This window comes from Humibacter antri (genome assembly GCF_054777235.1).
In genome coordinates this window covers 1-22585 of the sequence record NZ_BAAHAW010000028.1, presented here as the reverse complement: position 1 = coordinate 22585, position 22585 = coordinate 1, and the positions used below count along the sequence as shown (strand labels likewise).

The following is a 22585-nucleotide window of genomic DNA, read 5'->3' as shown; positions in this document are numbered from 1 at the left end:
TGCCGAGCGGGCATTCACGTTACAAGGCGACCGAGCGCTTGATCAGGTCGGACTGCTCCTGGGCGTGACGCTTCGCCGAACCCGTGGCGGGGGATGCGGATGCCGCCCGCGAGAAGACGCCGAACGGCGGCAGTCCGGCCTGCGCGGCCGACAGCGCCATGTAGATCCAGGCGCCCTGATTCTCCGGCTCGTCCTGCAACCAGAAGAACTCGGCACCCGGATACGACGCCAGAACCGACCTCAGCTCGTCACCCGGGAACGGGTAGTACTGCTCGACCCGCACCAGTGCGACGCGGTCGTCGGGGTTCTTCTCGAGCTCCGCCTTGACGTCGTAGTAGACCTTGCCCGCCATGAGCAGAACGCGCTTCACGGCGTTCTTGTCCACGGCGCGCGGGTCGTCGATCACCGGACGGAAGGAGCCAGACGTGAACTCGGCCACGTCGCTCGTCGCGCCGCGCAGACGCAGCATGGCCTTGGGCGTGAACACGATCAGCGGACGGCGCGGGCGGGCGTATGCCTGCCGGCGCAGCAGGTGGAAGTATGACGCCGGCGTCGAGGGACGCGCGACCGTCATGTTGTCCTCGGCACACAGCTGAAGGTAGCGCTCGATACGCGCCGACGAATGGTCGGGTCCCTGGCCCTCGTAGCCGTGCGGAAGCAGCAGGACGAGCGAGGAGCGCTGGCCCCACTTCTGCTCTGCAGACGAGATGAACTCGTCGATAACGGTCTGCGCGCCGTTGGCGAAGTCGCCGAACTGCGCCTCCCACGCCACCAGGGCATCCGGCCGCTCCACGGAGTAGCCGTACTCGAAGCCCATCGCGGCGTACTCGCTGAGCAGCGAATCGTAGATCCAGAACTTGGCCTGGTTGTCGCTGAGGTTGGCCAGCGGCAGCCACTCCTGGCCGTTCACCCGGTCGTGCAGAACCGCCTGGCGCTGCACGAACGTGCCGCGGCGCGAGTCCTGGCCGACGAGACGCACCGGGGTGCCTTCCAGCAGCAACGATCCGAGGGCGAGCAGTTCGCCCATCGCCCAGTCGATGCCGCCGCTCTTGGTCATCTCGAAGCGTTTGGCGAGCAACTGCTGCAGTTTGGTGTGCACCGTGAAACCGGCCGGCGGGTTGTCGAACGCCTGCCCGATGGTCTGGATGACCGCATCGGAGACGCCGGTCGTCGCGAGTTCGCCACGCGCGGCATCCTGTTGCGAATCGGGGCGCTCCAGGTCGTTGATGGCTTCCGGGTCGCCGGAGACGACGGGGATCGAACCGGTTTGCGCGGCGTGGGTCTCGGCGAACGCACGTTCCAGACGCTCCTGGAAGTCTTTGTGCGCCTGCTCGTACTCCTCCTCGGAGATGTCGCCGCGGCCGACCAGCGCCTCCGTGTAAAGACGGCGCACGGAGCGCTTCGCCTCGATGAGGTTGTACATCAGCGGCTGCGTCATCGACGGGTCGTCGCCCTCGTTGTGCCCGCGGCGGCGGTAGCAGATGAGGTCGATGACGACGTCTTTCTTGAACTCCTGACGGAACTGGAAGGCCAGCTGGGCCACCCGCACGACGGCCTCGGGGTCGTCGCCGTTCACGTGGAAGATGGGCGCCTGGATCGCCTTCGCCACATCGGTCGCGTACACCGAGGAGCGGCCTTCGCTCGGCGGCGTGGTGAATCCGACCTGGTTGTTGATGTTGAGGTGGATCGTGCCGCCTGTGCGGTACGCGCGCAGCTGCGACATCTGCATCGTCTCGACGACGATGCCCTGCCCTGCCATCGCGGCATCTCCGTGAATCAGGATCGGCAGCGTCAGGAACGTGCCGGCCGGCCGGCGGTCCTGCTTCGCGCGGGTGATGCCCTCCAGCACGCCGTCGACCACTTCGAGATGCGACGGGTTGGCGGCCAGGTAGACGGCGATCTCCTCGCCGTTCGCGCCTGTGAAGGTGCCCTCGGTGCCCAGGTGGTACTTCACGTCGCCTGACCCGCCGACGGTCCGCGGGTCCTGGGTTCCCTCGAACTCGCGGAAGATCTGGCCGTAGGTCTTGCCTGCGATGTTGGTGAGCACGTTGAGCCGGCCGCGGTGCGCCATCCCGATGGCGACCTCGTCGAGTCCGTCCTGCGCGGCCTCCTGCAGCACGGCATCCAGAAGCGCGATGGTGGACTCGCCGCCCTCGAGGCTGAATCGCTTCTGCCCGACGTACTTCGTCTGCAGGAACGTCTCGAACGCCTCGGCTTCGTTCAGCTTGCCCAGGATGCGCAGCTGTTCGTCGTGCGTCGGCTTCTCGTACGGCACCTCGACGTGATCCTGAACCCATTTGCGCTGGGCCGGATCCTGGATGTGCATGTACTCGATGCCGACGGTGCGGCAGTACGAGTCGCGAAGTACGCCGAGGATATCGCGCAGCAGCATGGTGCGCTTGTCACCGCCGAAGCGCCCGGTGACGAACTGCCGGTCGAGGTCCCAGAACGTGAGGCCGTGAGTGGCGATGTCGAGATCGGGGTGCGTGCGCTGCTTGTACTCCAGTGGGTCGATGTCGGCCATCAGGTGACCGCGCACGCGGAACGCGTTGATGAGTTCCTGCACGCGCGCCGTCTTGTCGACCGAACTGGCGAGGTCGACACTGATGTCCTCAGCCCAGTGGATCGGGTCGTACGGGATGCGCAGCGCCGCGAAGATGTCTTCGTAGAAGTCGCGCTGGCCGATGAGCAGCTCGTGCACGATCTTCAGGAACTCTCCAGACCCGGCGCCCTGGATGACACGGTGATCGTACGTGCTGGTGAGCGTGATGGTCTTGCCGACGCCGAGCGTGGTCAGCGTCTTCAGGGACGACCCCTGGAACTCCGCCGGATACTCCAGTGCTCCGGCACCGATGATGCAGCCCTGACCCTTCATCAGACGCGGAACAGAGTGCACCGTGCCGATGCCGCCGGGGTTCGTGAGCGAGATGCTGGCGCCGCTGAAGTCATCCGCCGTCAGCTTGTTGGCTCTGGCGCGCTTGACCAGGTCTTCGTACGCCGCCAGGTACTCGCCGAAGGTGAGGGACTCGGCGCGTTTGATGGCCGGGACGAGCAGGGCTCGCGAGCCGTCCGGTTTCGGGATGTCGATGGCGATGCCGAGGCCGATGTGCGCGGGGGACACCACCGACGGCTTGCCGTCCACCACGTCGTAGAAGACGTTCTGGCTCGGAAAGTTCTTGAGCGCCTGCACGAGCGCCCAGCCGATGAGGTGGGTGAAGCTGACCTTGCCGCCGCGGGTGCGCCCGAGATGGTTGTTGATGACGATGCGGTTGTCGATCATCAGCTTCGCCGGGATGGTGCGCACGCTCGTCGCCGTCGGAACCGTGAGGCTGACATCCATGTTGCCGGCCAGCGTCTTGGCCATGCCGCGAAGCGGCGTCACGACCGGCTTCGGCTCGTCGGGAGCCTTCTCGCCATCACGCACGACCCCCTGCGGGGCGGTGACCGGAGCATCGGCGGGCACGGGCGCGGGCCGCGGCGCGATGGAGGTGGTGCGGGCGACGGGCTGCGTGGCGGGTGCCGTCGGAGCCGGGGATTCTGCCGATGCAGCGGGGGCTGCCGATGCAGCGGGGGCTGCCGGTGCCACGGGTTCTGCCGGTGCCGCGGGCGGAGGCGCCACCGGTGCCGGTGGGGCCTGCAGGGTTGCAGCCTGCTGGGTCGAAGGCGCCGCGGGTGCGGGGGGAGCCTGCGGGGTCGCCGTCTGCTGGGTCGCAGGCGGCTGAGTCGCAGGCTGCTGGGTCGGAGCGGGGACCTTCGCCTGCTCCGTCTCAGTGGGCCCGGCGTATTCGGCCGGAGGGGCGGCCGCGGCGGTCTTGCCGGGCGTGTAGGTCTCGAGGATGGGCCACCAGGACTTGTCCACCGAGTTCTTGTCGGCGATGTACTGCTCGTACAACTCGTCGACGAGCCACTCGTTGGCTCCGAATTCTCCCGACGCTCCCTCGTCTGTTCCTACACCGGTCAACTGGCTCGACACAGCCGTTTCGCCCACTCTCTTCGTTGATGGCAATCTGCATCGGAACGACGGTCGCTGAGGGCACAGGTGACGGCCGTTCCGGCCAGGGATCAAGCCTAATCGAATCGTCTCCGTACCGTGTCTGCCCGCGCGGCAATGAGACACGTAACGTTGGCCTCATGCAGTTCTATGGAACGGCCCCGACGCACGACCTGACCTACTCGGACGTGTTCCTGGTGCCCAGCCGCTCGAATGTGACAAGCCGTATGGATGTCTCACTCGCTCCCGAAGACGGGACCGGTGCGAGCATCCCGATCGTCTCGGCGAACATGAACTCCGTCACCGGGCCGCGCCTTGCGGCCACCCTCGCGAGACGCGGAGGGCTCGCGGTGCTGCCGCAGGACATGCATCCGCAAGACCTCGAAGCGGCCATCGACTGGGTGAAGGCGCAGCCGGCGATCTTCGACTCGCCGTTCGCGATGAGCCCCGACGAGACCGTCGAGCAGGCGCTGGCCGTCGTTCCGCCGCTGCCCGGTCACGGCATCGTGCTCCACGACGACACCGGCAAGTACATCGGTTGCCTCGCAGCCCTCGACCTCGCCGGCGCGCTTCCCGACGCCCGTTTGGGCGAGTTGCTGCACGGCTCGCTTCCGTCGATCGACGCCGAAGACGTTCCGGATGCCCGTGCGGCGTTCGACCTGCTGGAGGCGGCCGATCTGGATTTCGCGCCCGTTCTCGACCACGGCCGTGTCGTCGGCACCCTGAGCCGGACGAGCGCGCTGCGCTCCACGATCTACCGGCCGGCGCTGGACGCGCACGGCAGGCTGCGCATCGCCGCGGCGATCGGCATCAACGGCGACGTCACCGGCCGGGCACGGGCGCTCGTGTCGTCGGGCGTGGACGTACTGGTGCTCGATACGGCGCACGGCGACCAGGATGCGATGCGCAGGGCCATCCACGCCGTTGCGAAGCTTCGACTGGGCGTCCCGATCGCTGCCGGCAACGTGGTGACCGACCAGGCGGTGCGGGATCTGGTCTCGGCGGGGGCGGACATCGTCAAGGTCGGCGTCGGCCCTGGTGCTATGTGCACGACACGCATGATGACGGCGGTCGGCCGGCCCCAGTTCTCCGCCGTGCTGGAGACATCGGAGACGGCGCGCGAGCTCGGTGCGCACGTCTGGGCGGATGGCGGCGTGCGGTATCCGCGCGACGTGGCGCTCGCGCTGGCGGCGGGCGGGGCATCCGTCATGATCGGGTCGTGGTTCGCGGGCACGGTCGAGGCGCCTGGGCGACTTCAGGCGGATGAGACGGGCGGGCTCTACAAGGAGAGCTGGGGGATGGCATCCACCAAGGCCGTACAGCAGCGCTTCGAGCGGCTCGACCCCTACGAGCGCGCTCGCAAGGAGCTCTTCGCAGAGGGAATCTCCAGCTCGCGCATCTACCTCGACCCGCTGCGCCCCTCGGTGGAAGACCTGCTCGACATGATCACGACCGGGCTGCGCAGCTCGTTCACGTACGCGGGCGCGCGCACGCTGAAGCAGTTCCATGACCGCGCGCTGGTGGGCATCCAGTCCGCGGCCGGCTATGAGGAGGGCAAGGCGCTCCCCGTCAGCTGGTGACACCGCGTCGTCGAGCGCTTCGTGCCGCTCGATCGCGGGCTTTGTGCCCCGGCCGCCGGACTCGCTCCGCTCGGCCGCCGGACTCGCTCCGCCCGGCCGCCGGACTCGCTCCGCTCGGCCGCGCGATCTCGGTGCTCCTCTCGTCAGAGTGCGCGGGACGAACGCGAGAGCTTTGCGCTACACCGATCGGCATCCGCGACAGGTTGTTCCTATGGCGGGTGCCGATCTGTGTAGCGGATGCCGATTGCTGTGGCGGGAGACGGTCGCGCTTCTGTGGCGTACGCCGATTCGTGTAGCGGGGACTCGATGCTGAGTGATGGACGACGTCCGTACGCGAGACGAGTGCGCAGGACCGCGACCGAGTGGTGCACTCACGGACGGGGTTTGGACGAGCGCAGCCCGTCCTGCGTGAGGACGTCGTAGATGGCACGCGGCCGGTCGGCCTCGGTCGCCTCCCACCGGGAGAACCCGCGAACCTCGCGGCGGATCTCGTTCTCGCGGTTCTTCTCATCGATCACGATCTCTCCGGGATCGCGTTCAGCGCCGAATTCCGGGCTGAGGTACTTGCCACGGCCGTCGATCTCGCTCCAATGATCCGCTTCCTCGAAGTAGAGGTCGGCGATCGCGAGCCGGCCGCTGCGCAAAACGCGCCGGTACTGCACAATCGGTCGAGGAAAGCCCAGTGCCACAAGGACGACGAAGTTCTGCGACTCACGGACATTCGAGGATAGGGGATTGCCGAACTCCAGCACGCGGCGGGCCTTTGCATCCCCGCGCCGTGGCCCATCGGCATCCAGAAGCTCGACGATCTCGCCGAGGGTCGTCAGCGGACCGCCGGATCGCCCGGTCCAGATCGCCTGGTCGACTGCGGTCACTGCGGTGACGAACGGCAGTGTGCGAGCCAGGTCGAGTGCTGTCTGGGCCGGAGCGGTCACCTCGTGCTCGCCCATCGGTTCCGTTCGAACGCCTGCCAGCCCCGTCGCGTGCCGGCGAATCGCACCGGTCGACCGACCGCCGGATGCGTGGTCGACGATGACGTCGACGAAGTCCGGCCAGGCGCCGAGTACGTCGATGCCGTGGTGTGCGGCCGCCGCTCGGTGGGAGATCACGGCACCCGGCCGGATGCGTCGTAGTGCCTCGCCCACGCGTATCCGATGCTGCTCGATGGGCCGCAGCGCCCTCCACTCGGCAGTCCGTACGTAACTGCCCGCGGCTATCCGAGCCCAGGCGCCCGACGCAATCGATCGCCGGCGTCGTCGGTCGTCGGTGAGATCGAGCTGGTCGCGTCGTCGCACGATCGTCAGATTGTTCGGTTCGGTAAGGGACACACGCATATGGTGCCCAAGGGCCGTGCCGTCCCAGATTGCGTGACGTCGCTCTGTGGATGTGGAGCGACTTCGCTGGGCTGGGGAGGGCGAGTGTGATCACCAGGCGCACCCCCGGGGGATGGATCCTGGCCAGAGGCTGCACGAATCGGCATCCGCGCTAGGCTTCGGCGCCCGCCACCGTGACATGGATCGGCATCCGCTACATCTATCGGCGTTCGCCACAGGCTTTTCGTGTAGCGGATGTCGATTCCGGTAGCGGTTCACTGATGGGCACCGTGCGCGCCGGGTCCGCATGGATGGGCACCGTGCGCGCCGGGTCCGCGTGGATGGGCACAACGGGAGCCGGGACAGCGCAGAAGGGGACAATGCGGACAGCACGGACGGCGTAGCGCGGCCTCGTCCGGGACGCGCACGGGGTGCACCGGACGCCCGCCGGTATACTTTCGAGGACAATGGACGACCCTCCTTCTGCCAGTTCGCCCACGTTTTCGAGCCACCGGATGTCGAGCGCCGGTGAGCGGCGCGGTCGGAGGCGGTGACGGCCGTGTCGGAATGGCTCATGCTCGCCGCCGGGCTGGTGCTCACCATCGGCACCGGGTTCTTCGTCGCCAGCGAATTCGCGTTGGTGAACCTCGACCGGGCCGACCTGGAGGCGCGGCGCGATCGCGGCGAGACCCGGCTCGCCATGACGATCGTTGCGCTCAAGATCACCTCGACGCATCTCTCCAGTGCGCAACTCGGCATCACGCTCACGACGCTGCTCACCGGGTATCTCATGGAGCCCTCCATCTCGTCGCTGCTGGCCGGGCCGCTCTCCTCGGTCGGGATTCCGTCCGGCGCCGTGCCGGCGATCGGAACCATCATCGGCATCCTCATCGCCACGCTCGTGTCGATGATCCTCGGCGAGCTCGTGCCGAAGGGCTTCGCGCTGGCGCTTCCGCGGGCGACGGCCAAGGTCGTCATCCCGTTCCAGGCCGCCTTCACGACCGTGTTCCGGCCTGCGGTGTTCGTGCTGAACGCGAGTGCGAACGGGGTGCTGCGACTGTTCGGTGTCGAGCCCAAGGAGGAGCTGTCCGGCGCACGCAGTGCGGAAGAGCTGGCATCCCTCGTGCGGCGCTCCGCCAGCGCCGGGCTTCTCGAGTCGGACACGGCCACACTGCTCGGCCGCACGCTCCGGTTCTCCGAGCACACGGCATCCGACGTCATGACCCCGCGCCCACGCGTCGCCAGCGTGCAGAGGTCCGATCCGGCGACGGAGGTGCTCGCGCTCGCGCGGCGCACAGGGTTCTCGCGCTTTCCGGTGATCGACGGTCGCCTCGATGACATCGTCGGCATCGTGCACGTGAAGCAGGCCGTCTCGGTGCCGATCGAGCGCAGGGCGCTGGTGCCGGCATCCGCTCTGCAGACGGATGCCGTGCGTGTGCCGGAGACGATGACCCTCGACACCCTGCTCGGGGAGCTCCGCGGCAAGGGCTATCAGATGGCCGTCGTCGTCGACGAGTACGGCGGAACGGCGGGCGTCGCCACCCTCGAAGACCTCGTCGAGGAGCTCGTCGGCGACGTGGCCGACGAGCACGATCATGCTCGAGCCGACATCGTGCGCGGCGCGGGATCCATAACGATCTCCGGGATGCTCCGGCCCGACGAACTCGAGGATCGCACCGGTATCGAGATTCCCGAGGAAGGACCGTACGAGACGGTCGCCGGGTTCGTGATGAACGAGCTCGACCGGCTGCCGGTGGTCGGCGACGAGGTGCGCGTCGATTCAGGAACGCTCCGAGTCGAGCGACTCGAGGGCAGACGCGTCGACCAGCTGAGGTTCACGCCGGACCCCGGCACCGATCCGGCTCGCTACACGGAGCGCCGAAATGCTGCCGTGCGCGCCGAGGAGCCCGGCGAGAACGCGATCAGGGAGTCACGCGCCGGGCGAGGCGCCGAGCACCCTACCGACCGAACGGCCGAGCAACCCGCTGACCGAGCTCCGGAACACGGACGGGAGGCTGATCGTGCCTGACTGGGTGGGCATCGTGCTGCTCTTCGTGCTCTTGGCGGGCAACGCGTTCTTCGTCGGTGCCGAATTCGCCGTCATGTCGGCGCGCCGCTCGCAGATCGAGCCGCAGGCCGAGCACGGCGGCCGCGCCGCCCGCACCGCGCTCTGGGCCATGGAGCACGCCACGCTCATGCTGGCCACGACCCAGCTCGGCATCACCGTCTGCTCGCTGCTGATCCTGAACGTCTCCGAGCCGGCCATCCACCACGTGCTCGAGGAGCCGCTGAAGCTCACCGGACTCTCGGATGACTGGATCGCAGGTATCGCGTTCGTGATCGCCCTGGTGCTGGTCACCTTCCTGCACGTCGTCTTCGGAGAGATGGTGCCCAAGAACCTGTCGTTCTCGCTCCCGGACCGCGCGGCACTGCTGCTGGCACCGCCGCTCGTCGGCATCGCGCGCGTCTTCAAGCCGATCGTCGTCACCCTGAACTCCCTCTCGAACGGCATCGTGCGCATCTTCGGCGTCACACCCGTCGACGAAGCCGTCAGCACGTTCACGCTCGACGAGGTGGCCACCATCGTCGACCAGTCCACTCGGGAGGGCGTGCTCACCGACCGCACCGGCACGCTCAGCAATGCCTTCGAGTTCTCTGCCAAGAAGGTGGCGGATGTCGCACTCGATCTGCAGACGTTGGTGTGCCTCCCCGAGACAGCGACCCCGTCCGACGTCGATCGCGCCGTGGCGAAGCACGGCTTCTCCCGCTATGTGATCGTGGATTCCACCGGCGAGCCGATCGGGTACGTGCACCTCAAAGACGTTCTCGACCTCGAACTCGACGGGTACAACGAGCCCATTCCCGCCTGGCGGTTCCACCGGCTCCTGCCGTTGAAGCCCGAATCCGACATCGAAGACGCGCTCGCGATCATGCGTCGCTCAGGCGGACACGTCGGTCGCACGATCGGACAAGACGACGAGACGCTCGGCGTCGTGTTCCTGGAAGACATCATCGAAGAGCTCGTGGGGGAAGTGCAGGACGCGACCCGGCGGTCGTGAGCGAAGCGAGCGAGACGGCATCCGTGTGCGGAGGCGACGACCGCGGATGCCTGCCCTGCTCCCGCCTATGCGAGTGATTCGAGGAACGCGCGCAGACCGCTCGCACCGGTGAAGACGTGACCGGTGATGCCGAGCGCTTCGGCGCCCTCGACATTCTCCGGCTTGTTGTCGATGAACACGGCGTCCGCGGCGGCGATGCCGAGTTCATCCAATGCGTGCTGGAAGATCGCGGCATCCGGTTTCACGAGCAGCAGCTCGCCGGAGACGAACACGCGCTCGAACAGAGACCCGATGAGCCCCCGCCGGAAATAGCTGCCGAAGTCGGCTCCGGCGTTGGAGAGCAGGGCCAGGCGCGTGCCGCCGTCGCGCAGGTCGACGAGCACGTCGATCGTGCCGGTGTCCACGCTGAGCCAGCCCCGGAAGTCCGTCACCCAGAGCAGATGCAGTGTGCTCTCCGACCAGCGCGCTCCGGTGTCCGCCTGAACGCGTCGCCAGTAATCGTGGGTGCTCAGCGTGCCCTGGTCGAGCTCGTCGCGGTACTTCCAGTACGAGGGCCAGAACGCGTCACGATCGACCCCGGCGATCTCGATCAGCGCCTCCCTATCCGCCGCGGTCGGCGTGAGCGAGATGACCTCGCCATAGTCGAAGATGACCACTCGGCCGGGAAGGGAAAGGGACACTCGGCTCTCCTTCGGGTTCATTCGAACGCCTGCCAACCTATCGTGAAGGCATGAGCGACGACGGGGAATCGGTGCCCGGCAAGCGTTGGACCCTCCCGGACTGCGAACAGTGGATCGACGTTCCCGGCGCGGATGCCGACAAGTACAGCAGAGGCGTGCTCGGCGTCGTCACCGGTTCGGACGAATACCCGGGAGCCGCGGTCCTCGGCGTGCAAGCGGCATCCCGAACCGGGGTCGGCATGGTCCGCTACCTGGGTGACGAGGTTCCGGCGCGCCTCGTGCTGCAGTGCAGGCCGGAGACGGTGACCGCGTCGGGGCGTGTGCAGGCGTGGCTTCTCGGCTCGGGAATGGATGCCGCGCACCGCGACCGCGCCAACACGCACCGACTGCACGCGGCGCTGGAGCAGGATGTTCCCGTCGTCGTCGACGCCGGCGCTCTCGACCTGATCGGCTCGGCGACCGGCCCTGTCGTCATCACCCCGCACTACCGCGAGCTCGCCAGGGTGCTCGAGGCGCATGGCGTGACGGCGTCGGCAGAGGAGGTCTCGGCGGATGCCCGCGCTTGGGCCGTTCGCGCTGCCGGCGCCACCGGCGCCACCGTGCTGCTGAAGGGACACATCACGCACGTGGCCGCTCCCGGCGGCGACTCGATCGACGTCTCGACCGGGCCGGGCGCCGGATGGTTGGCCACCGCGGGCAGCGGCGACGTGCTGGGCGGCATCCTCGGCGCTCTCGTCGCGACGCACGCGGCCGCCATCGCCCGTGACGGACACGACGTGCTCGCCGCACTCGCGGCAACGGCCGCGGCCCTGCACGGAGCCGCAGCGAAGGCCGTGACCGGAGCCCGCGACGGTGGGCCGCTGATGGCACTCGACCTCGCCGAAGCGCTGCCGGCGGTCGTGGGCCGAACGCTGCGCGGAGGGGATCCTGGGGGCCGGCACGCTTCGGATCGATAGCATGAATCACTATGGCGACCGACACCGCGACCGATGCCGCAGGCCCCGCCGCCACCGAGGCGCAGAGCGATGAGCGGCAAGGCGGAGCACCGTCGCAACGCCTGAACCCGGGGCAGTCGCTGCTACGGATCAGGGGCAATGTGTACGCGCTCTGGGGTGCGTTCCTGCTCGTTCACGTGGTGCTGTGGCTGCTCGCCCTGTTCGGCGACGGCATGCCGCTCGGCGACGTGACCATCGTGTATCTGCCGTGGGCGCAACTGGCCCAGCACGGTTATGCCTTCATGGGTGTCACCGCTCCGTGGGTGTATCCGCTTCTGGCCATGGTGCCTGTGCTCATCCCACTGATCGCGGGTGCCGGCGGCTACGTCGTCGCGTGGCTCGCGATGGTGACCATCGTCGACGTGGTCGCCTTCGTGGTGCTGACCGCTCGGGGGCACGGTCGCGCTCTGACGGCAGCATGGTGGTGGCTCGCGTTCCTGCTGCTGCTCGGTCCGATCGCGGTCGGCCGGCTGGATGCCGTGTCGGTGGCGATCGCGATCGTCGCGGTGGTCTGGCTTGCCGCCCGACCGCGCGTCGCATCCGTGCTGCTCGCGGTGGCCATGTGGATCAAGGTGTGGCCGGCCGGCATCGTGCTGGCCGCCGTCGTGGCGATGCGGCGGCGCTGGCTCGTGGTCGGCTACGTGTTCATCACGAGCGCCGTCATCTCGATCGTGGCGATCGCGTTCGGCGGAGCATCCGATCTGTTCGGCTTCGTGACGCAGCAGACGGGGCGGGGTCTTCAGATCGAGGCGCCGATCAGTGCGCCGTGGCTGTGGGCGGCAGCGCTGCACGCGCCCGGCATCATCGTCTATTACGACCAGCAGTTGTTGACGTTCCAGCTCACCGGAAGCCGCTGGATCACCGCCGCGAGCGCGGCCATGACGCCCGCCCTCGCGATCGCCGTCATCGTCGTGACCCTGATCGGTGTGCGTGCCGTGGTGCGCAAGGCGCCGTCGGCCCTCGTGCTGCCGCAGCTGTCACTGGCGATCGTGACGGCGCTCATCGCGTTCAACAAGGTGGGGTCGCCGCAGTACATCGACTGGCTGGCCGTGCCGGTCATCCTGGGCATCCTGACGGCAGGCAGGCGCTTCCGCACGCCGGCTGTGCTGGTCGGGGTGACGGCGGCGCTCACCCAGCTGTTCTACCCGTACCTGTACCTGCAGGTGCTGTATCTCAACGCCTGGATGATCGCGGCCGTCACGGCGCGCAACGTCATGCTGTTCGTGTTGCTCGGCTGGGCCGTCGTCGCGTTGTGGTGCACCGGAAGCGCGCGAACGATGGCTGCCCGGCGGCAGCCCGCGCAAGCCGTCGCCGCCAGCGGATCGGGAACCGGCTCATGGCCCCTCGCCGACGGCGTGGAGGCGCCTGCGCCGGATGCGTCGCCCGCTCCGCCGCCTGTCGAGGAGCTCTTCCCCGAGCAGGGCAAGTGACCTGTTCCGCCGAGTGCCCGGCTCAGGCCGAGCGACTTGTCGAAGTCAAGCGAAAGGAAACATCATGCTCGTCGCATTCTCCGTCGCCCCAAGCGGTGCTCCCGCCGCCGGCGGTGCCGGCAGCACGGACGACTCGGTGCACGACGCGGTCGCGGCCGCCGTTCGCATCGTGCGCGAGTCCGGACTCCCGAACCGTACCGACTCCATGTTCACCACGATCGAGGGTGAATGGGACGAAGTCTTCGAGGTGATCAAGCGCGCTACGGATGCCGTCGGCGCGTACGGCTCGCGCGTCGCGCTGGTGCTGAAGGCGGACATCCGTCCCGGTCGCACCGGCGAGCTGACCGGCAAGGTCGAACGGCTCGAAGCCGCGCTCCAGTCGCAGGAACGCTGAACGTCAGTCGTTCTGCAGCAGGATTCCGTCGAGGATGGCGCGCTTGCGCAGCGCCACCTTGGTGCCGACGTCGAAGCCGGCGACCCGGTACTTCTCGCGGATGCGCTTGAGGTAGCTCTTCGCGGTCTCGTCGGAGATGCCGAGCTTGAACGCGACCGACTTCACCGGCTCGCCTGCGCCGTACAACGCCATGACACGGCGTTCCTGCGCGCTCAGCTTCGGCGAGCCCGTCGTGGTCTGGCTGAGGGCGACATCGAGCTCCTCGGAGATGAACGAGTCGCCGCGCATCGCCGTGCGGATGGCCTCCACGATCATGTCGGCCGTCTCGCTCTTGACGATGTACCCCTGGGCCCCGGCGGCAAGGGCCTCCCGCACCACGTTCGGGTCGGAGTACGCGCTCATCAGCATGGTGCGCACGCCAGCGGCCTTGAGGGCCTGCAGCTTGATGGAGACGGGGATGTTGTCTTTCAGGTCGAGGTCGAGCAGCACGACATCGACCGGGAAGCGCTCGTGAGTGAGCAGCTCGGGCCAGGTGGGCACGGCGGCGACCATCTCGATGTCATCGGCGGCGCTCCTGATCCATTCGGTGAGCGCGGCCAGGAGCATCCGGTGATCGTCGACGATGGCGATCGTGATCGGGTCTTCTTCGGTTTGCTTCACCTTGGCATCTTCTTTCGACTCGTCGTGCGCCTCGATCGATGAGCGACCTCATCGATCGGCCGAGGCGTCGACAAGGCAGTCCACCTCAATGCGCACCATAGCCGATTGCCCGGTCTCGGTGTACCGCCCCACTCTGCGAATAGCTTGCCACGTCGCCGGGTCGATCTGCCGTCGCGGGATGCCCGTGGCCTGGATCCTGATCTGCAGACCGTGCACGTGAGGGCCGGCATCCGAGCCCCTGGCGATGTGGATCACGAGCGACGACGCCTTCGCCGAGCTCCCGACGAGCAACCAGATGGCCGAGAACAGTCCGTCCCGTTGCCAGGACGAGAGTGAGGCGGCCAGGCCGTCGGCGTCGTCGATCCGGGTCACCGGGTCGAGAACCGCCGACTCCGTGACGGCGTGGTGTAGCCAGGTCTGCCTTCGATCTTCGACCAGGTGCAGCCGTAGCTGCGTGGCCAGGGCGGATGCCCGCGCCGCCGTCGCCTGGTCGAGCGGCAGTTCAGCGCGCCCCGCTGCGACGTCGTCGAGCAGCCGTTCGGCGGCGAAGTCGAGTCGTTCGAGCTCCTCCGAGGCGAGCATCCCCATCGAGTAGTCGCTGGTCGTGGTGCTCTGCGTCTGGGCGATCTCGGAATGAAACTGCACGATCGAGCGGAACGAGCGCACCAGCGAAACGCCCACGAGCGGCGGAGCGCAGGCGATCGCCACGAACGCGAGGCGGGGTGCGATGGCCAGCGGTTCTCGCACCTGCAGTCCGAGCACGACGATCAGGACGAATGCGAAGACTGCGGTGGCGAGCAGGATGTCTCGCGGCGGTCGGGTGGTCACGGCAGCGGCCAGCAGGCCGCCGACTCCGATGCACGTCACCGGGAGCGCGATGGTGGATCCGGGGTTGAACGACCCGGCGAGGTCGAGCCCGACGATGATCGCGCAGGCTGCCATCAACCCGGCGAATCGGCCCTGTTCGATCTGCGCCTCGCGTGCGGCCGGCACGATCCACATCAGCACGGCGACGACGACGAGCAGCACGACGGCGGCGATCCCGAGACCCATCACCGAATACAGATCGCCCCACGACAGGAATCGCAGCACCGAAGCGGCCACCAGCACGTCGGCGATCACCAACGTGCCCACCTTGAGGCGGCCGACGCCGGTGTAGACGTGAGTGGCGCGGGCATCGAGCGTGCTCATGCCTTCGGTACCTCCAACACCACAGTGGTGCCCGAGCCGGGCGCGCTGAAGAGACGGGCGTTGCCGCCCACGTCGCGCACGCGGGCCACGATCGACTCGGTGAACCCGAGCCGGGCAGGCGACACGCTTCCCATGTCGAAGCCCACGCCCGAGTCGGTGACCATGGCCCGTACCGTCACATCGTCGTCGGTGATGGTGACGTGAGCCTGTGTCTCTCCGGAGTGCCTGCGCACGTTTTCGAGGCATTCCGAGAGCGCGAGAAGGAAGGCGTCCAGGGTCTCGGCAGGCAGCAGCACGTGGCCGGTGCCGTGCCAGGCGACATCGAGCCCCATGCGCTCGAAGCGCTGTTTGACCGTCTCGAGCGTGTTGCCCAGCGTTGACTCCTGAACCTGACGCAGGCGATAGTCGCCGGATGCCGCCGGATCGGGCGTGTAGCCGAGCCGAAGCTGCCGCAGCAGTGCGGCATCCTCTGCGGCCTGGGCGCGCAGCGCCTGCTCGCCGACGCCGCGACCCGAGTGCGCGAGCAGCGTCAGAGTGGCCAGCACCGTGTCGTGCAGCAGGCGCGCGCTCTGCCTGCGTCGGGCCTCCAACTCGCTCGCCTGACGCTCGGTGCGGTACGCATCGCTCATGCCCTCGATGCGGTCGACGGTCTGCGGCACGATGCGCGCCACCCACACCGAGATGCCCGTGCAGAACGCCCAGCTGCCCGTGGCGATGAGCAGAGCCGTCACGAGTTGACCGCGCACCGTCAGCACGGTCGGCACCAGTACCGCGATGACGACGACGAACCCGATGCCGAGGATGACTCGCCGGCGTGGCTCGGCGCCGAGGAGGAAGGCGCTACTTGCCGATGCCGCGGCCAGCATCGAGACCACGGCCGTCGCGGCGAGACCGTCGGCCGCGCCGTCCAGTCCGACGACACCGATGCCGACCACCGAGGCGGCGAGGGTGACCACGACGGGGATCGGTGACGTGCGTCGCTGCATCGCGAACGCTGCAGCGACGATGAGCAGGCACAGGGCCACCAGGCAGGCCTCGTTCTCGATGTCGCCCAGCGCACCGGGAACAAGCGAGCACACGAGCGCCACGGAGGCGGTGAGAGCGCTCGCCGTGCTCGACGCGAAGCCGAGCATGCGGTCGCGTTCTTCGACGGTGCGCGTCACAAGACCCTCCGGTTGGGGTGCGCCCGAGATGCGCAACACCCGACAGTGCCCGTTACGCGACCGGGCGCTCGTCCGTGTCGTGAAACACGACCCTGGAGACAGATTAGGACACCGGGGGAGATGCCGGCTCGTCCCGGGTCTCCCCTGCGAGCACGGGCCGGTGCGGCGGGCGCGCCCAGGACAGCGGCGGGCGCGCATACAACAGCGCCAGGCGTTGTTCAGGACTCCAGCAGGCGTCGCAGGGGCGCCCCGATGAGGTCGTCCTCGATGAGAAAGGCATCGTGTCCGAACGGCGAATGGATCACGATCGGATGTGCGCCGTGGATGCTGTTCGGCAGGCCCGCCGCGATGATCCGCTGGCCCTCGACGCTGTACAGCCGGTCGCTGTCGATGCCGAGCACGAGCGAGCGTGCGGTGACACGGGCGAGCGCGGCATCCACGCCGCCCCTGCCCCGCCCGACGTCGTGCGAGGTCATGGCGTTCACGACCGTGATGTAGCTGTTGGCGTCGAAGCGGCGGGTGAACTTGTTGCCGTGGAAGTCGAGGTACGACTCCACGGCGAAGCGTCCTCCTGCGCCTAGCGGGCTGATTCCGCTCTGCCAGCTGCGCTGGAAACGCTCATTCAGCTCGTTCGCGCTGCGGTAGTTCAGGAGGGCCATGCGGCGCGCCAGAGCGAGCCCCGCATGCGGACCGTCGCCGTCGTCGGCGTCGTAGTACCGTCCGGCACGAAACAACGGGTCGGTGCGGATCGCCTCGATCTGCACCGAGTTGAGGGCGATCTGGTCGGCCGTGGAGAACGGGGGAGCGGCGATCACTGCGACCCGCTCCATGCGCTCGGGGAAGGCGACCGCCCACTCCAGGGACTGCATGCCGCCCATCGAACCGCCGATCACGGCAGCCCACCGGGCGATTCCGAGTTCGTCGGCGAGCGCCGCCTGCGCGTTGACCTGGTCGCGGATGGTCGTGAACGGAAAGCGGGGACCCCACTCGAGGCCGTCGGGGGCGAGAGATGCCGGTCCCGTCGACCCCTGGCATCCGCCGATCATGTTCGGCGCGACCACGAACCACTTGTCGGTGTCGACGACGAGCCCCGGCCCGACGATGCCGTTCCACCAGCCGGAGGTCGGATGCCCCGGCCCGGCCTCGCCCGCCACATGACTGTCCCCGGTGAGCGCGTGCAGCACCAGCACGGCGTTGCTCCGGTCCTTCGCGAGGGTGCCCCACGTCTCGTACGCCACGACGGCGCCGGAGACGGTTCGGCCGCTTTCGAACGACACCGGCCCGATCCGGGCGAACCGGCGCTCGCCGACCGGGTCGCCCTCGCGCCATGCGCCGGTCGCGCGGGGCTTGCCGAGCAGTGAGCGCGCCTGCGCGTCGGTGATGAAGCTCGACGGCACGGTGTCTTCGGAGGTCTGCCAGTCCATGGTGGCTCAATTCTCGCCCGTGCCGGAGTCTCGACCGCGCAGTGTTACGACACGGTTCAGCGCCGCGCCCGTCGGAATCCTCCGACTGAACAGGCGTCGGGGTGAGACGAGCGAAGGGACCCGGCGCGAGCCGGGTCCCTTCGCGTCGACGGTGCGATCAGGCGGTGACCGTGTCGGCCTGCGCGACGGCGCGGGCTGCGGCGAGGCCGGCCTCGAGGTCGGCCTTCAGGTCGTCGATGTTCTCCAGTCCGACCGAGAGGCGCACGAGGCCGGGCGTCACGCCCGCGCTGAGCTGCTCCTCCGGAGACAGCTGCGAGTGCGTGGTCGAGGCGGGGTGGATGACGAGCGAGCGCACGTCGCCGATGTTGGCGAGGTGGCTGAACAGGGTGAGGTTGTCGACCAGCGCGCGGCCGGCATCCACTCCGCCCTTCAGCTCGAACGACAGCACGGCGCCGACACCCTTCGGCGCGTACTTGTTCGCTGCCGCGTACCAGGGACTGGTCGGCAGCCCGGCGTAGTTCACCGACGCGACATCGGGGTGGCTCTCCAGGAACTCCGCGATCTCCTGCGTGTTCTGCACGTGACGCTCGACCCGCAGCGACAGCGTCTCGATGCCCTGAATGAGCAGCCAGGCGCTGTTCGGTGCGATCGCGGCACCCAGGTCGCGCAGCAGCTGAACGCGGGCCTTGATGATGTACGCCAGCCCGTCGCCGACCGCCTGCGTGTAGCTGACACCGTGGTACGACTCGTCGGGCTCGGTGAGGCCGGGGAACTTGTCGACGTGCTTCGACCACTCGAAGTGCCCGCCATCGACGATGACGCCGCCGATGGTGGTGCCGTGGCCGCCCAAGAACTTGGTGGCCGAGTGCAGCACGATGTCGGCGCCGTGCTCGAACGGGCGAATGAGGTAGGGCGTGGCGATCGTGTTGTCGACGATCAGCGGAACGTCGCTGGAGTGTGCGATGCCGGCGATGGTCTCGATGTCGAGGATGTTCACCTTCGGGTTGCCGACCGTCTCGGCGAAGAACAGCTTCGTGTTCGGGCGGATGGCGCGCCGCCACTCCTCTGGGTCGTCCTGGTTCTCCACGAACGTGGTCTCGATGCCGAGCTTTCCGAGCGTGTACTTGAAGAGGTTGTAGGTGCCGCCGTAGATCGAGCTCGACGAGACGATGTGGTCGCCGGCCTGGGCGATGTTGAGCACGGCGAAGGTGGAGGCGGACTGTCCCGACGCCAGCAGCAGCGCTCCGGTTCCACCCTCGAGCGCGGCGACCCGCTCCTCGACCACGGCCTGGGTCGGGTTCTGGATGCGCGTGTAGATGTTGCCGAATTCGGCCAGGGCGAAGAGGTTCTTCGCGTGGTCCGAGTTGTTGAACACGTACGAGGTGGTCTGGTAGATCGGCGTCGCCCTGGCGTTGGTCACCGGGTCGGGGGCGGCGCCCGCGTGAATCTGCTTGGTCTCGAATTGCCACGTGGCGGCGTCGGTCATGATTCTCATTCCGATCGGTACTCGGGTGTGCCATCGGCACGTCGTGATGGGTTCTGTTGCTTCAGGTTCGGCACGCCTGGCGCGCCGTCGATCTGTACAGGCTAGGCGCGCCGCATCCGGCGCCCAAGGGGAGTGCAACACGGCGTAACGGCGCGCAGGAGCGAAGCGGCCCGTAGGTCGACGGCGGTGCCGCCCGGCCGCCAGAATGGTGCACATGGCATCCAGACGGGCAGTGGTGACGGGAGCGAGCACGGGCATCGGCGAGGCGACGGTGCGCTTGCTGCGCGCGCACGGATGGGACGTGGTGGCCGTCGCGCGGCGCGCCGAGCGTCTGGATGCCCTCGCCGAAGCGACCGGCGCTGAAGCGTTCGCCGCCGACATCACGGTGCAGGCCGACGTCGACGCGCTGCGCGATCACGTGGCATCCGCCGGCGGTGTGCACGCGCTCGTCAACAACGCGGGCGGGGCACGCGGCCTCGACTCCGTCGAGAAGTCGTCCGTTCAGGACTGGGCGTGGATGTACGAGGTGAACGTGCTGGGCACCAAGCGCATGATCTCGGCATTCCTCCCGCTGCTGCGCGAGGCCGCGGATGCCGACGGTCACGCCGACATCCTCAACGTCACGTCGATCGCGGGTCATAACGCCTACGTCGGCGGAGGCGGCTACAACGCGGCGAAGTTCGCCGAGCGAGCGCTCACCGAGGTGCTGCGGCTCGAACTGAACGGCGAGCCGTTGCGCGTCATCGAGGTCGCACCGGGAATGGTGCAGACCGAGGAGTTCGCGCTGTCGCGCTTCGGCGGAGACAGGGAGCGAGCCGATGCCGTCTACGCGAACGTGCCCGAGCCGCTCACGGCCGACGACGTGGCATACACGATCGTCGACGCACTCGAGCGGCCGCCGCATGTCGACCTCGACCTGATCGTCGTCAAACCTGTGGCGCAGGCCGCCTCGCACCGTTTTCACCGCGGTCCATTGCGCGTGGCGGGCAAGGACTGACGGATGACCGCGGCCGGCGAACGTTCGACGCGCGACTCCGCGCGGCGCGCTCGTGCGGTGCAGCGCTGGCAGCGGATCAGCACCTGGCCGTTCCTGGTGCTGTCGTTGGTCTTCATCGTCGTGTACAGCATCCGCTGCCTCGACCCCACGATTCCGTTCGTCGAGCGCACGATCCTGGCCACCGTGCTCGGCGTCATCTGGGCCGTCTTCATCGCCGACTACGTCGGGCGGTTGTTGCTGTCGCCGCAGAAGTGGCCGTTCGTTCGAGCCAATGTGACGGACCTGCTGGCGGCGCTTTTGCCGATCTTCCGGCCGTTCCGTGCACTGCGCGAACTCCGGCGCATCCCGTTCTTCCGGCAACGCAGCGGAACGGCTGTTCGCGCCCGCGTCGTCACGTACGCGCTGCTCTTCGTGGTGCTGTGGCTCTACACGATCGCGGTGACCGAGGTCGCGGCCGAACGCGGCGCACACGGGGCAACGATCCTCAACCTGGGCGACGCCATCTACTGGGCGGTGGTGACGATGGCGACCGTGGGATACGGCGACATGGTTCCGGTCACGACGCTCGGCAGAGTGCTGGCGATCATGCTCATGCTGAGCGGTATCGTCATCGTCGGTGTCACGACGGCCACCGTCGTCTCGTACTTCAATGACACGATCCGGCGCCATGCCCCTGGCGGGGAGGACCGCGAGGGCGCCGATGGCGAATCGATCGATCGCGAAGGCGCCGAACCCGAGCCGATCGATCGCCAGAAGGGCCCGGGGCGGCAGGATGAGGCGTGACCAAGGCGAGGAGCATCCGGTAGATGGCGAAGACGCTCGTCGAGCTGGCCGCTGACGGCGCGATGGATCCGGGATGGGCCCAGGCGTTGCAGCCGGTCGCCTCCGACATCGGTGCGATGGGCGACTGGCTGCGCGGCGAGGTGGCATCCGGGCGACCGTATCTGCCCACGGGGGCGAACGTGCTGCGCGCATTCCGGTATCCGCTGGCCGATGTGCGGGTGCTCATCGTCGGACAGGATCCGTACCCGACACCGGGGCATCCGATCGGCCTCTCGTTCGCCGTCGAGCGGCACGTGCGGCCCGTACCGCGCAGTCTGCAGAACATCTACCGGGAGCTGCGCAGCGACATCGGTCTGCCCACGCCTGACCACGGCGATCTCACGGCGTGGAGCGAGCACGGCGTCATGCTGCTCAACCGCGTGCTCACCGTGCGCCCTGGAGCGCCGGGGTCGCACCGCGGTGCCGGGTGGGAGCGGGTCACGGAGCACGCGATCCGGGCTCTCGTGGCGCGCGGTACGCCCCTCGTGGCCATCCTGTGGGGAAGGGATGCCGCGAATCTGCAACCCCTGCTCGGCACGACACCGGTCATCACGTCGCCCCACCCCAGTCCACTCTCCGCCGATCGCGGATTCTTCGGCTCGAAGCCGTTCAGCCGCGCGAACGAGCTGCTCGTGCGCCAGGCCGGGCGGCCGGTGGACTGGTCGCTGGGCTGATCCCGCTTCCGACGTCGACCGCGGCCGTCATCCGATGCACGAAACAACTGCGCAACACGTCGTGGTTACGCTAGTCGCCGTGCTGGAAGAGGAATACCAGGCCAGGCGCGTGCTCCCGCAGCATCTGCGCAAGCCTGTGCCGCCGGAGTCGTCCTTCGATTACGCGCTCCGCGATGCGCGACCCGTCGACCTTCCGCACGTACGTGAGATATACAACTACTACGTCACGAACAGCACGGTCACCTTCGACGAAGACGTCATGTCGCTGAAGGAGTGGAAGTCGAAGTACGCCTACCTGACGAAGCTCGGCATGCCCTTCCTCGTCGCGGAGTCGCCGAACGGACAGATCCTCGGCTATGCACTGGTGACGCCGTGGAAGCAGAAGAAGGCGTACCGGTTCACGGTGGAGAACTCGATCTACCTGGGGCAGGCATCCACCGGCAAGGGGCTCGGCACGGTGCTCATGCAGGCGCTGATCGAGCGGTCGAAACAGGCGGGGCTCAAGGAGATGATCGCCGTGATCGCCGATCAGGGAGCGGATGCCTCCATCGCCATGCACAAGGCGTTCGGCTTCAAGGAGATCGGCAGCATGGGCCACGTCGGCTACAAGTTCGGCCGGTGGCTGGGCACGATTCTGATGCAGAAGAGCCTCAAGGACTAGTTGTACCCGGCCAGGACGTTGGTGGCGGCGAGCCTGGTTGAACGAACGAGAACCTCCGAGTGGGA

Annotated in this window: 18 protein-coding genes; 10 read left to right on the top strand and 8 right to left on the bottom strand. The window is 68.0% G+C overall.

The features are described from left to right. Nucleotides 1–19: 19 nt before the first annotated feature. The gene (locus ACYVDK_RS12410) at nt 20–3973 is read right to left on the bottom strand and encodes a multifunctional oxoglutarate decarboxylase/oxoglutarate dehydrogenase thiamine pyrophosphate-binding subunit/dihydrolipoyllysine-residue succinyltransferase subunit (RefSeq protein WP_460522357.1); all 3954 of its coding nucleotides are present in this window, start codon (nt 3971–3973) and stop codon (nt 20–22) included. A 158-nt stretch (nt 3974–4131) separates the two neighbouring features. Here ACYVDK_RS12410 and guaB1 point away from each other — a divergent pair, with 158 nt between their 5' ends. Further along, nucleotides 4132–5571 (top strand): GuaB1 family IMP dehydrogenase-related protein, encoded by a 1440-nt coding sequence (gene guaB1, locus ACYVDK_RS12405; protein ID WP_460522151.1) that lies wholly within the window; start codon nt 4132–4134, stop codon nt 5569–5571. Nucleotides 5572–5942: 371 nt separating this feature from the next. Here guaB1 and ACYVDK_RS12400 read toward each other — a convergent pair whose 3' ends face one another. Then, nucleotides 5943–6899, bottom strand: coding sequence for a hypothetical protein (locus ACYVDK_RS12400; protein WP_460522149.1), 957 nt, complete (start codon nt 6897–6899; stop codon nt 5943–5945). A gap of 544 nt (nt 6900–7443) precedes the next feature. Between ACYVDK_RS12400 and ACYVDK_RS12395 the strand changes: the two genes are divergently transcribed. Continuing rightward, nucleotides 7444–8913, top strand: coding sequence for a hemolysin family protein (locus ACYVDK_RS12395; RefSeq protein WP_460522147.1), 1470 nt, complete (start codon nt 7444–7446; stop codon nt 8911–8913). After that, the gene (locus tag ACYVDK_RS12390; RefSeq protein WP_460522145.1) at nt 8906–9943 is read left to right on the top strand and encodes a hemolysin family protein; all 1038 of its coding nucleotides are present in this window, start codon (nt 8906–8908) and stop codon (nt 9941–9943) included. The genes ACYVDK_RS12395 and ACYVDK_RS12390 overlap by 8 nt, the downstream gene beginning before the upstream one ends. A 65-nt stretch (nt 9944–10008) precedes the next feature. Here ACYVDK_RS12390 and ACYVDK_RS12385 read toward each other — a convergent pair whose 3' ends face one another. Beyond that, nucleotides 10009–10623 carry an HAD family hydrolase gene (locus ACYVDK_RS12385; protein WP_460522143.1) on the bottom strand — a complete coding sequence of 205 codons (615 nt, stop codon included), beginning with the start codon at nt 10621–10623 and terminating at the stop codon, nt 10009–10011. Between the two features lie 50 nt (nt 10624–10673). Here ACYVDK_RS12385 and ACYVDK_RS12380 point away from each other — a divergent pair, with 50 nt between their 5' ends. The 3 genes from ACYVDK_RS12380 to ACYVDK_RS12370 all read left to right on the top strand — a co-directional run bounded on the left by ACYVDK_RS12380 (nt 10674) and on the right by ACYVDK_RS12370 (nt 13442). After that, nucleotides 10674–11579 (top strand): ADP-dependent NAD(P)H-hydrate dehydratase, encoded by a 906-nt coding sequence (locus ACYVDK_RS12380; RefSeq protein ID WP_460522141.1) that lies wholly within the window; start codon nt 10674–10676, stop codon nt 11577–11579. A gap of 11 nt (nt 11580–11590) precedes the next feature. Then, a complete protein-coding gene (locus tag ACYVDK_RS12375; RefSeq protein WP_460522139.1) occupies nt 11591–13048 on the top strand; it encodes a hypothetical protein in 1458 nt (485 codons plus the stop codon). A gap of 64 nt (nt 13049–13112) precedes the next feature. Next, the gene (locus tag ACYVDK_RS12370; RefSeq protein WP_460522137.1) at nt 13113–13442 is read left to right on the top strand and encodes a thiamine-binding protein; all 330 of its coding nucleotides are present in this window, start codon (nt 13113–13115) and stop codon (nt 13440–13442) included. Between the two features lie 3 nt (nt 13443–13445). Here ACYVDK_RS12370 and ACYVDK_RS12365 read toward each other — a convergent pair whose 3' ends face one another. From ACYVDK_RS12365 to ACYVDK_RS12345, 5 genes are all read right to left on the bottom strand, one after another. Continuing rightward, nucleotides 13446–14102: a response regulator gene (locus ACYVDK_RS12365; protein WP_460522135.1), complete on the bottom strand. Its 657-nt coding sequence runs from the start codon at nt 14100–14102 to the stop codon at nt 13446–13448. A gap of 48 nt (nt 14103–14150) precedes the next feature. Beyond that, nucleotides 14151–15293 (bottom strand): hypothetical protein, encoded by a 1143-nt coding sequence (locus tag ACYVDK_RS12360; protein WP_460522133.1) that lies wholly within the window; start codon nt 15291–15293, stop codon nt 14151–14153. After that, nucleotides 15290–16456: a sensor histidine kinase gene (locus ACYVDK_RS12355; RefSeq protein WP_460522131.1), complete on the bottom strand. Its 1167-nt coding sequence runs from the start codon at nt 16454–16456 to the stop codon at nt 15290–15292. Before ACYVDK_RS12355 ends, ACYVDK_RS12360 begins: the two co-directional genes overlap by 4 nt. Nucleotides 16457–16674: 218 nt before the next feature. Continuing rightward, nucleotides 16675–17880 (bottom strand): homoserine O-acetyltransferase family protein, encoded by a 1206-nt coding sequence (metX, locus tag ACYVDK_RS12350; RefSeq protein ID WP_460522129.1) that lies wholly within the window; start codon nt 17878–17880, stop codon nt 16675–16677. A gap of 157 nt (nt 17881–18037) precedes the next feature. Further along, the gene (locus tag ACYVDK_RS12345; protein WP_460522127.1) at nt 18038–19366 is read right to left on the bottom strand and encodes an O-acetylhomoserine aminocarboxypropyltransferase/cysteine synthase family protein; all 1329 of its coding nucleotides are present in this window, start codon (nt 19364–19366) and stop codon (nt 18038–18040) included. A gap of 214 nt (nt 19367–19580) precedes the next feature. Here ACYVDK_RS12345 and ACYVDK_RS12340 point away from each other — a divergent pair, with 214 nt between their 5' ends. From ACYVDK_RS12340 to ACYVDK_RS12325, 4 genes are all read left to right on the top strand, one after another. After that, a complete protein-coding gene (locus ACYVDK_RS12340) occupies nt 19581–20363 on the top strand; it encodes an SDR family oxidoreductase (RefSeq protein ID WP_460522125.1) in 783 nt (260 codons plus the stop codon). Nucleotides 20364–20366: 3 nt separating this feature from the next. Continuing rightward, on the top strand, nt 20367–21146 hold the full coding sequence (locus ACYVDK_RS12335; protein WP_460522123.1) for a potassium channel family protein: 780 nt from the start codon (nt 20367–20369) through the stop codon (nt 21144–21146). Nucleotides 21147–21169: 23 nt separating this feature from the next. Continuing rightward, the gene (locus ACYVDK_RS12330; protein WP_460522121.1) at nt 21170–21859 is read left to right on the top strand and encodes a uracil-DNA glycosylase; all 690 of its coding nucleotides are present in this window, start codon (nt 21170–21172) and stop codon (nt 21857–21859) included. 79 nt (nt 21860–21938) lie between these two features. After that, nucleotides 21939–22520 (top strand): GNAT family N-acetyltransferase, encoded by a 582-nt coding sequence (locus tag ACYVDK_RS12325; RefSeq protein WP_460522119.1) that lies wholly within the window; start codon nt 21939–21941, stop codon nt 22518–22520. Nucleotides 22521–22585: the final 65 nt, after the last annotated feature.